The sequence below is a fragment of the Acuticoccus mangrovi genome (assembly GCF_016411865.1).
GTDB classification, from domain to species: domain Bacteria; phylum Pseudomonadota; class Alphaproteobacteria; order Rhizobiales; family Amorphaceae; genus Acuticoccus; species Acuticoccus mangrovi.
This window is the reverse complement of record NZ_JAEKJA010000037.1, coordinates 21,822-31,103: the sequence shown is the minus strand read 5'-3', so window position 1 is coordinate 31,103 and position 9,282 is coordinate 21,822. Positions and strand designations below refer to the sequence as shown.

The window sequence follows — 9,282 nt, the reverse complement described above, 5'->3', positions numbered from 1 at the left end:
AGCGCGCGGCGACGGCGACGAGCCTCGTCGAGGCGGAAGCCGCCCGCGCCGCCGTCTCGACCGGCGAGGCCGAGGCCGCCGAGCGCGACGCCGCCCGCCGCGCCGCCGAGGAGGCCCGCCGCCACGCGACCGACGCCGCCAACGCGGTGGAGGCCGAGCGCCGCGCCGTCTACGGCCGGCGCAAGCGGCTCGAACGCCTCGCCGCGGAGCTGACCGACTGGTCGGGCCGCCTCGCCGGCGCCGACGGCCATCGCGCCGAGCTCGCCGCCCGCCTCGAGAGCGCCACCGCCGCCCGCGACGCCCTCGCCGAGGCGCCCAACGAGACCATCCTGGAGCGCCGCCGCCTGATGAGCGCGGCCGCCGACGCCGAGACGAAGGACAACGCCGCCCGCGATGCCCGCGTCTCCGGCGAGGCCGCCGAGCGCGCCGCCGCCAAGGCCGCCCGCGAGGGGCTCGAACGCCTCGCCGCCGCGCGCGAGAGCGTCGGCCGCACCGAGGAGCGGCTGAACGCCGCCCGCGCGCGCCTCACCGAGGTGGAGGCCGCCCTCGTCGAAACGCTCGACTGCGCCCCGCACGAGGCCCGCGGCCTCGCCGGGCTCGACCCCGACGCGCCGCGTCCCGACCGCGCCGCCTCCGAGACCCGCCTCGACCGCCTCAAGGGCGAGCGGGAGCGGCTCGGCGGCGTCAATCTGTGCGCCGAGGACGAGTTGCACGAGATCGAGGAGCGGCGCGGCACGATGCTCGCCGAGCGCGACGATCTCCTCGCCGCCATCGACAAGCTGCGCCAGGGCATCAAGGAGCTGAACCGCGAGGCGCGCGAGCGTCTGGTCGCCTCCTTCGACAAGGTCAACACCGAGTTCCAGCGCCTCTTCACCTCGCTGTTCGGCGGCGGCGAGGCCTCCTTGCAGCTCACCGAGGCGGACGACCCGCTCGACGCCGGGCTCGACATCATCGCCCGCCCGCCCGGCAAGAAGCCGCAGGTGCTGTCGCTGCTGTCGGGCGGCGAGCAGACGCTGACCGCCACCGCCCTCATCTTCGCAGTGTTCCTGACGAACCCCGCCCCGATCTGCGTGCTCGACGAGATCGACGCCCCGCTCGACGACGCCAACGTGGAGCGCTTCTGCGCCCTCCTCACCGAGATGACGAAGTCGACCGAGACGCGCTTCCTGATCATCACCCACAACCCGATCACCATGGCCCAGATGCACCGCCTCTACGGCGTGACCATGGTGGAGAAGGGCGTGAGCCAGCTCGTGTCGGTGACGCTGGAAGCGGCCGAGGAGCTACGCGAGACGGCCTGATAAGGCCAGCGGGCGGCGCGTCAGTCGGCGGCGAGGATCGCCAGCATCTGGCGCACCTGGCCGCGGCACCCGGCGGTGGCGAAGAAGGCGAGGAGCGCCCCCGGCGCGGCGTCGTCGACCCCATCGGGCACGCGCTTCAGGACGAGATTGTGGGGAACACCGTCGAGCGTCACGGTCATCGGGCCGTCGGCGACCATCGAGGCGGGCAGCGACAGGGTGGCGGCGTCCGCGCCCCAGGAGAGCGGCCCGACGGTGCCCGCCGCGCTCTCGATGGTGACGAGGGCCGCGCGGCCGACCTCGTGTCGCAGGAAGCGCGCCCCGTCGAGGGCGCAGTGGGTGCCGCCCTCGGCAAGGTCGATGAGCCAGACGCCGTGCGGGGTGTCGCCGGCCGGGTCGGCGATGGCGACCTCGCGCGAGGCGCCGACCACCCGCGAGGTGCCGCTGACGCCCACCACCACGTCGGCCACCGTCTGGAGGGCGCCGCCGAGGTCGCCCGAGGCCTCGCCCGGGCGGGGCACGGGACCGTCGTGCGGTCCGACCACGGTCACGACGTCGCCGGACTGGAGGAGGATCGTCAGCCGCTCGCCGGCGGAGAGGTGCAAGGGGTCGGCCGTGGCGATGATCGACCCGGCCTGCAGATTGCCCGCGCTCGCGATGCCGTCGAGCACCACGGCATCGTTGGCGCGCGCCGCCGTGGCGACGAGGGCGAGGCCGATCGAGAGGACGCAGGCGGCAAGGAGTGGGCGCATGGGCAGGAAATCTGCCACGATCGCCCACCTTTGCTCAAGCACACGTTCAGGTGATGAGATCATCGCATGCTCCGGCGACGAGGCGCTCGAGGTGGATGGCGACGAGCCCGTCGCCCGGGCGCCGGGCGGCGAGCCGCTCGAACGCGGCGAGCGCTTCCGGCCGGCCCGCCGCCATCAGCGCGAAGGCGTCGTCGTAGTCGGGGTCGGGCGCGCTGATCGGCTCGTGGCAGACGATGGGCGCGCCGCGCCCCTTGACCTTGACGCGGCCGACGGGGCGGAAGGCGCCTTCCGCCCCACGCCGCGCCGCCTCGCTGACGAGGATGGTGGTGCCGAGCCCGCGATTGGCCGATTCCAGGCGGGCGGCGACGTTCACCGTGTCGCCGATCGCCGTGTAGTCGAAGAAGCGGCGGCCGCCGAAATTGCCGACGATCGCCGGGCCGGAGTGGACACCGATGCGGGTGCGGCCGAGGTGGATGCCGCGCGCCTTCCAGCGCCAGCGCTCCACCTCGGCGAAGCGGGCGATCTCGCGGGCGACGGCGACGGCGCGGGCGGCGTGGTCCTCCTGCGCGTCGGGGGCGCCGAAGAAGGCGACCATCGCGTCGCCCACCAGCTTGTCGACGGTGCCGTCGGCCGCGATGATGCGGCCGGTGAGGCCATCGAAATAGGCGTTGAGGATCTCGGCGACGACTTCGGGGTCGAGCCCTTCGGACAGGGTGGTGAAGCCTTCGAGGTCGGTGAAGACGTGGCTCACCTCGCGCCGCTCGCCGCCGAGCGCGGGGTCGACGCCCGCCGCCACCAGGCGCTCCACCACGCGCGGGCTCACATATTGGCCGAACATGCCCTGGAGCCGGGCGCGCTCGTGGCGATCGCTCCGCCAGCGGTGGAGCACCGTCCCGGCGCCGGCGAAGACGAAGGCCATGGCGGGCGTCGCGATCGGCGGCGTCGCCGTGGTCTGCGACACGACGAGCGCGCAGAGGCCGGCATAGGCGAGGATCGCCGCGGCGCCGCAGCCGAGGGCCGCGAGCGGGCCGAGCGGGCGCAGCGCGGCACCGAGCAGCGCCGCCACCACCGCCGCCACCGCGAGCGTCGCCGGCGACGGGGGATGGCGCGTCACCCCGGCGAGGAGCTGGGAGACGATGTTGGCGTGGACGACGACGCCCGGCACCTCGCCCGCATCGGCGCCGGCGAGGGTGGTGCGCGGGGTGCGGTGGCGGTCGAGCCCTTCGAGGGTGGCGCCGACGAGGACGATCTTGTCGGCGAGCCAGGCCGCCGGGAGACGGGAGACGAGGCGGGCCGAATAGATCGGAAAATCGCCGGCGGCGTAGACGATCCGGCCCTCCGGCAACACCCCTTCCACGCCCGCCGCGTCGGCGAGGGCGACGGCGAAGGGCGGCACGCTGTCGGCCGCCGGCAGCGTGCGCACGGTGCCGTCGGCGAGGTCGCGGCTGAGGGCGACGCTGCCCTTGCGGCCGGCGAAGCGTGCGACGTGCTCGGCCTGGGCGGGGCTGAGGCCGTCGCGCCCGTCGGCGAAGGCCACCACCACCGGCACCGGCGAGGCCTCGATGGCCTCGACGAGGGCGGCGTCGGCAGCGGCGGTGGTCGATCGGGTGAAGAGCAGGTCGATGCCGATCGCCGCCGGCCCCTTGGCCGCGAGCCCGGCGACGAGCTCGGCGAGGAAGTTGCGGTCGATCGGCGAGCGGACGGGCAGCTCGGCGACGGTCGCCTCGTCGATCGCCACGACCACCACGCGATCGCTCGCCGGCGGCGCGACCGCGGCGAGGGCGAGGTCGGCGACCGGCGCCTCGAAACGCTGGCCGAGACCGAGGGCGACGACGGCGGCGAGCGCCGCGACGACGAGGCGCGTGGCGATCCCGTCGCCGCTGCGGCGGCTCATGCGAGGGAGCCCGAAACGATCGTGGCGACGGCCGGCGCCCGGTCGCCACCCGCGTGCGGCGCCTTCCCTCCTGCCTCGATTCCGTGGCGCATGCCGGCTGCCTCCTCGCCCCGATGAAAAAGCCGATGCCGCCCGGCCTGGCAAGAGGACGGTCGCGGCATCTGCCGATCGGTGGGCTGGCAGCTCGCCGGGGATGGGCTATGTCATGGCCGGACGACAGACGGCGGGCGGCAAGGGGCGCACGATGGCGAGAGCGGTGGTGGTGGGGTCGGGCTTCGGCGGCCTGGCGCTCGCAGTGCGGCTCCAGTCGGCGGGGATCGCCACCACCCTCCTCGAGGCGCGCGAGAAGCCGGGCGGCCGCGCCTACGTCTACGAGGACGCCGGCTTCGTCTTCGATGCCGGGCCGACGGTGATCACCCATCCCGGCGCGCTCGAGGAGCTCTTCGCCCTCTCCGGCCGCCTCCTCGCCGACTACGCGACGCTCGTCCCGGTGTCGCCCTTCTACCAGCTGCGCTGGGCGGACGGGACGCGGTTCGACTACGTCAACGACCAGGCCGCGCTCGAACGGCAGATCGCCGCCCTCAACCCGGCGGACGTCGCCGGCTATCGGCGCTTCCTCGCCTACTCCGAGGCGCTGTTGGAGGAGGGCTACGTGAAGCTCGGCGCGACGCCCTTTCTCGACGTCGCCGCCATGCTGCGCGCCGCGCCGCAGCTCGTGCGGCTAGAAAGCTGGCGCACGCTCCACGCCAAGGTGGCGGGCTTCATCGCGGACGAGCACCTGCGCCAGGCCTTTTCCTTCCACACGCTGCTCGTCGGCGGCAATCCGTTCGCGACCTCCTCCATCTACGGGCTGATCCATGCGCTGGAGCGGCGCTGGGGGGTGTGGTTCGCCAAAGGGGGCACCGGCGCGCTGGTCGCCGCCTTGGTGCGCCTCTTCGGGGAGCTCGGCGGCACGCTGCGCCTCGCCTCCCCCGTCGCCGAGATCCTGACCGACGGGAACAGGGCGCGCGGGGTGCGCCTGCGTTCCGGCGAGACCCTCGACGCCGACATCGTCGCGAGCAACGCCGACGTGGTGCACACCTATGCGGCGCTCCTCGGCCACACCGCGCGCGGGCGGCGCGAGGCGAAGCGGCTTTCGGCCAAGCGCTACTCCAACTCGCTGTTCGTCGTCTATTTCGGCCTGTCGCGGGAGGTGCCGGAGGACCTGCAGCACCACACGGTGCTCTTCGGGCCACGCTATCGCGAGCTGATCGGCGAGATCTTCGACGGGCCGGGCCTGCCCGACGACTTCTCCCTCTACCTCCACGCCCCGTCGAGGAGCGATCCCGGCATGGCCCCGCCGGGCTCGTCGGCCTACTACGTGCTCGCGCCGGTGCCCCATCTCGGGGCGGCCGCGATCGATTGGGCCGAGGTCGGGCCGGGCTATCGCGACAGGATCCTCGCCCATCTCGAAGCGCACGCGATCCCGCGCCTCGGCGAAACGCTCCAGACGGTGCGCACCTTCACCCCGGCGGACTTCGCCGGGACGCTCAACGCCCACCTCGGCTCGGCCTTCTCGCTGGAGCCGATCCTCAGCCAGTCGGCCTATTTCCGGGTGCGCAATCGCGACGACGCCATCGCCAACCTCTATTTCGTCGGGGCCGGGACGCATCCGGGGGCGGGCGTGCCGGGGGTGGTCGCCTCGGCGAAGGCGACGGCGGGGCTGATCCTCGACGATCTCGGCCGGCGGAGCGCGGCGTGACGGGGGCCGCGGACTACGCCCATAGGAGCCTCGCCAACGGCTCGAAGAGCTTCAGCGCCGCCGCCCGCCTGCTGCCCGCCACGGCGCGCGACGACATCGCCCGCCTCTACGCCTGGTGTCGCCACTGCGACGACGTGATCGATGGCCAGGTGTCGGGCCACGGCGGGGCGCGGGTGGAGGACGCGGCGGAGCGCCTCGCCGCCCTCACGCGCAAGACCGACCGCGTGCTCGCCGGCGAGGGGACGGGCGACGCGGTGTTCGACGGCTTCGGCGCGGTCGCCGCCCGCCACGGCATCTCGCCACGCCTCGTCCACGACGTGCTCGGCGGCTTCGCGATGGACGTCGACGGCGCCCGCTACGCGACGCTCGACGACCTCCTCCTCTACTGCTACGGCGTCGCCGGCGCGGTGGGGGTGATGATGGCGCTGGTGCTCGGCGTCGCGCCGCAGGACGGCGACACGCTGGACCGCGCCGCCGATCTCGGCCTCGCCTTTCAGCTCACCAACATCGCCCGCGACGTGGTGGCCGACGCCGCCGTCGGGCGGGTCTACCTGCCCGCGCAGCTGCTCGCCGCGGAGGGGGTGGCGGCGACGCCCGAGGCGGTCGCCGACCCCGCCAACGCCGCCGCGGCGTGGCGCGTCGCAGACCGCCTCGTCGGCGAGGCGGAGCACTACTACGCCTCGGCCGCCGTCGGCGTGGCGCGGCTTCCCTACCGCGCGGCCTGGGGAATAGCCTCGGCGGGCGCCGTCTACCGGGCGATCGGACGGCGGCGGCGCGCGGGCGGACCGTCCGCGCTGGCGCTGCGGGTCGGCACCTCGACGGCGGACAAGGCGGCGCTGATCGCCGGCGCCGCCGTCACCGCCCTCGTGCCGGAGGGGCCGTGGCACCGCCGCGATCGGGCGGGGCTGTGGGTGCGCCCGCCGCGTCCCTGAAGGGCGAGGCCGCGGCGCCCCGTCGCTCGCCGGCGAGGGTGCCGTTGCGCTGAAGGCGGGCCTTCAGCGCCGGCACAGACGGGGCGTAGAGGAAGCCGAAGGAGACGCAGCCGTCGCGCCCCTCCACCGCGTGGTGCATCTTGTGGGCCTGGACGAGGCGCTTCAGGTAGCCGCGCCGGGGCACGTAGCGCAGCGGCCAGCGGTGGTGCACCAGCCCGTCGTGCACCACGAAATAGAGGATGCCGTAGACCATCAGGCCGATGCCGAGCTGGCGCAGCGGCCACACTCCCGCCATGCCGAAGGCGATGAGGGCGCCCGAGAGCACCGTGAACACCACGGCGTAGAGGTCGTTGCGCTCGAGGAGGCCGTCGCCCTCCTCGTGGTGGGAGCGGTGCCAGCCCCAGCCGAGCGGCCCATGCATGACGTAGCGATGGGTGAGCGTCGCGACGCCCTCCATCGCCGCCACGGTGGCGAGCACGATCAGCCCGTTGACGAGGATCACGCCTTGTCCTCCGCGGCGAGGGCACGACGGCGCGCGGGCAGGCGCCACCACGGCGTTCCGGGCGACAGGTGGTGCTCGTGATGATAGCCGCCGAAGTGGAAGCAGGTGAGGAGCGACACGAGCCAGGGAAAGCCTTCGCTGCGGGCGTTGTGATGGTCGGCGAAGGCGGCGGCGTCGTCGTGGCGATGGGGGCGGAAGGTGCCGAAATAGAAGAGCTGCACCGCCGAGAGGATCGCCGGCAGGGCGTAGAAGGCGAGGAGCCTGCCGACCGGCGGGCCGAGGAGGACGAGATAGGCCGTCATCGCCACCGCCATCGCGAGGAGGTCGCGCCAGCCGTAATAGCGCCACATGAAGCGGCCGAACCAGGGCAGGAAGGCGCGCGGATGGTCGGGGTCGAAGTCGGGATCGGCGGCGGTGCCCGGGTATCGGTGGTGGTCGCGATGGCGCGCGGCCATGCGGTCGTAGGAGAGCGCCGCGTAGAGGGCGAGGCAGATCCGCCCGACCCAGCGGTTGGCCCGCGGATGGCCCGGCACCAGCGCGCCGTGCATGGCGTCGTGGGCGACGATGAAGAGGCCGACGAAGAGCCACGTCTCGCCGAGGACGACGAGCGGGGCGAGCCACCACGGCGCATGCGCCCAGTCGATCAGGAAGATCGCCGCCACATGGGCCGCGAGCCACGCCGCGAGCACCAGCACCGCGAGGGCGACGCCGATGGCCGCACTGCCGGCCATGCCGGCCACCGGGTTGCCGGCCATGCCGGTCGCCGGGTTGCCGGCCATGCCGGCCGCCGGGTTGCCGGCCGTGCCGGTCGCCGGGTTGCCGGCCGTGCCGGCCACGGGATTGCCGGTCGCCTTGGGGGCTCGCATGTCGAGGCTCGGACGGGGCACGGCGCTCTCCCACAGTCATGGGACTGTCATCGCCTTATAGGAGGCTTCCTTCTAAGGTAAGGGCCATCTCCTAAGGTTAAGGGTCATGGCGCAACGACTGATCATCGCAGGCGGCGGCCTCGCGGGCGTGTTGACGGCGATGGCGCTCCTGCGCTTGCGGCCGGACGTGTCGCTGACGCTCGTGGAAGCCGACGCCCGGCTCGGCGGCGTCCACACCTGGAGCTTCTATCAGAGCGACCTCGATGCCGCCGCGACCGCCCTCGTCGACCCCTTCGTCGTCCATCGCTGGCCGGGCTACGAGACGCGCTTCGACGGCTTCGCGCGGACCTTCTCCACCCCCTACCGGGCGATCAGTTCGGCGCGGTTGCACGCGGTGGCGACGGCCGCGCTCGGCGCCCGCGTGCGGCTCGGCACGGCGGTGGCGGAGGTCGCCGAGGACGGCGTGCGCCTCGCCGACGGCCGCCGGCTCGAGGCCGACGCGGTGATCGACGCGCGCGGCCCCGCCGCGCTCGCCGGCACCGTGCTGCGGTTTCAGAAGTTCCTCGGCCGCACGCTCCGCCTCGCGGCGCCGCACGGGCTGACGCGGCCGATCATCATGGACGCCACGGTGCCGCAGCTCGACGGCTACCGCTTCGTCTACACCCTGCCGCTCGACGCCGACACCGTGCTCGTGGAGGACACCACCTACGGCGACGACCCCACGCTGGACCGCCCGGCTCTCGCCGCCCGCATCGACGCCTACGCCGCGGCGATGGGCTGGCGCGTGGCGGCGATCGCCGGCGAGGAGACGGGCGCCCTCCCCCTCCTCCTCGCCTGCGACGTCGAGGCGCTGTGGGCGGGGGCGGCGCCGGCGGGGGCGGGCGCTCCGATCGGGCTGCGCGCCGGACTGTTCCACCCCGTGACCGGCTACTCGCTGCCGATGGCGGCGCGCACGGCGCTCGCCCTCGCGAACGGCGACGGGCCGCTCACCACGCGCAGGCTCAGGGCGAGCGTCGAAGCGATCGTGCGCCGGCACGTCGCCGCCACCCTCTTCGACCGGATGCTGAACCGCATGCTGTTCCTCGCCGGGCGGCCGCAGGATCGGCACCGCGTGCTCGCCCGCTTCCACCGTCTGCCGCAGCCCCTGATCGAGCGCTTCTACGCCGGTCGCCTGCCGCGTCACGACAAGCTGCGCATCCTCCTCGGCAAGCCGCCCGTGCCGCTCCTCGAAGCGCTGCGGGCGCTGCCGGAGGCGGCCGCGCGGCGACCCCTTCGCCGCGGCGGCGCCGCCATTTGA

Annotated in this window: 7 protein-coding genes and 1 pseudogene; 4 read left to right on the top strand and 4 right to left on the bottom strand. The window is 74.2% G+C overall.

The features are described from left to right. Positions 1-1,301, top strand: a pseudogene (locus JCR33_RS23815) (chromosome segregation protein SMC); the annotation flags it as partial. A 20-nt stretch (positions 1,302-1,321) separates the two neighbouring features. Here JCR33_RS23815 and JCR33_RS23810 read toward each other — a convergent pair. Next, positions 1,322-2,050 (bottom strand): hypothetical protein, encoded by a 729-nt coding sequence (locus JCR33_RS23810; protein ID WP_198884646.1) that lies wholly within the window; start codon positions 2,048-2,050, stop codon positions 1,322-1,324. A gap of 46 nt (positions 2,051-2,096) precedes the next feature. Continuing rightward, positions 2,097-3,944: an adenylate/guanylate cyclase domain-containing protein gene (locus JCR33_RS23805; protein ID WP_198884645.1), complete on the bottom strand. Its 1,848-nt coding sequence runs from the start codon at positions 3,942-3,944 to the stop codon at positions 2,097-2,099. A gap of 205 nt (positions 3,945-4,149) precedes the next feature. Here JCR33_RS23805 and JCR33_RS23800 point away from each other — a divergent pair, with 205 nt between their 5' ends. Both JCR33_RS23800 and JCR33_RS23795 read left to right on the top strand, forming a co-directional pair. Continuing rightward, entirely contained in the window at positions 4,150-5,685 is a 1,536-nt protein-coding gene (locus JCR33_RS23800) for a phytoene desaturase (RefSeq protein WP_198884644.1), read from the top strand. Next, positions 5,682-6,617, top strand: a complete 936-nt coding sequence (locus JCR33_RS23795) for a phytoene/squalene synthase family protein (protein WP_198884643.1) — start codon at positions 5,682-5,684, stop codon at positions 6,615-6,617. The genes JCR33_RS23800 and JCR33_RS23795 overlap by 4 nt, the downstream gene beginning before the upstream one ends. Here the strand turns inward: JCR33_RS23795 and JCR33_RS23790 are convergent. Both JCR33_RS23790 and JCR33_RS23785 read right to left on the bottom strand, forming a co-directional pair. After that, positions 6,541-7,119, bottom strand: a complete 579-nt coding sequence (locus JCR33_RS23790) for a sterol desaturase family protein (RefSeq protein WP_332461260.1) — start codon at positions 7,117-7,119, stop codon at positions 6,541-6,543. The genes JCR33_RS23795 and JCR33_RS23790 overlap by 77 nt on opposite strands. Next, positions 7,116-8,006: a fatty acid desaturase gene (locus tag JCR33_RS23785; RefSeq protein WP_211110548.1), complete on the bottom strand. Its 891-nt coding sequence runs from the start codon at positions 8,004-8,006 to the stop codon at positions 7,116-7,118. The genes JCR33_RS23790 and JCR33_RS23785 overlap by 4 nt, the downstream gene beginning before the upstream one ends. A gap of 85 nt (positions 8,007-8,091) precedes the next feature. Here JCR33_RS23785 and crtY point away from each other — a divergent pair, with 85 nt between their 5' ends. Further along, positions 8,092-9,282, top strand: a complete 1,191-nt coding sequence (gene crtY, locus JCR33_RS23780; protein ID WP_198884642.1) for a lycopene beta-cyclase CrtY — start codon at positions 8,092-8,094, stop codon at positions 9,280-9,282.

Bases quoted from the DNA above. Each gene is read 5' to 3' on its own strand.
- JCR33_RS23800 (WP_198884644.1), top strand. From the start codon at position 4,150: ATGGCCGGACGACAGACGGCGGGCGGCAAGGGGCGCACGATGGCGAGA.
- JCR33_RS23810 (WP_198884646.1), bottom strand. From the start codon at position 2,050: ATGCGCCCACTCCTTGCCGCCTGCGTCCTCTCGATCGGCCTCGCCCTC.
- JCR33_RS23805 (WP_198884645.1), bottom strand. From the start codon at position 3,944: ATGAGCCGCCGCAGCGGCGACGGGATCGCCACGCGCCTCGTCGTCGCG.
- crtY (WP_198884642.1), top strand. From the start codon at position 8,092: ATGGCGCAACGACTGATCATCGCAGGCGGCGGCCTCGCGGGCGTGTTG.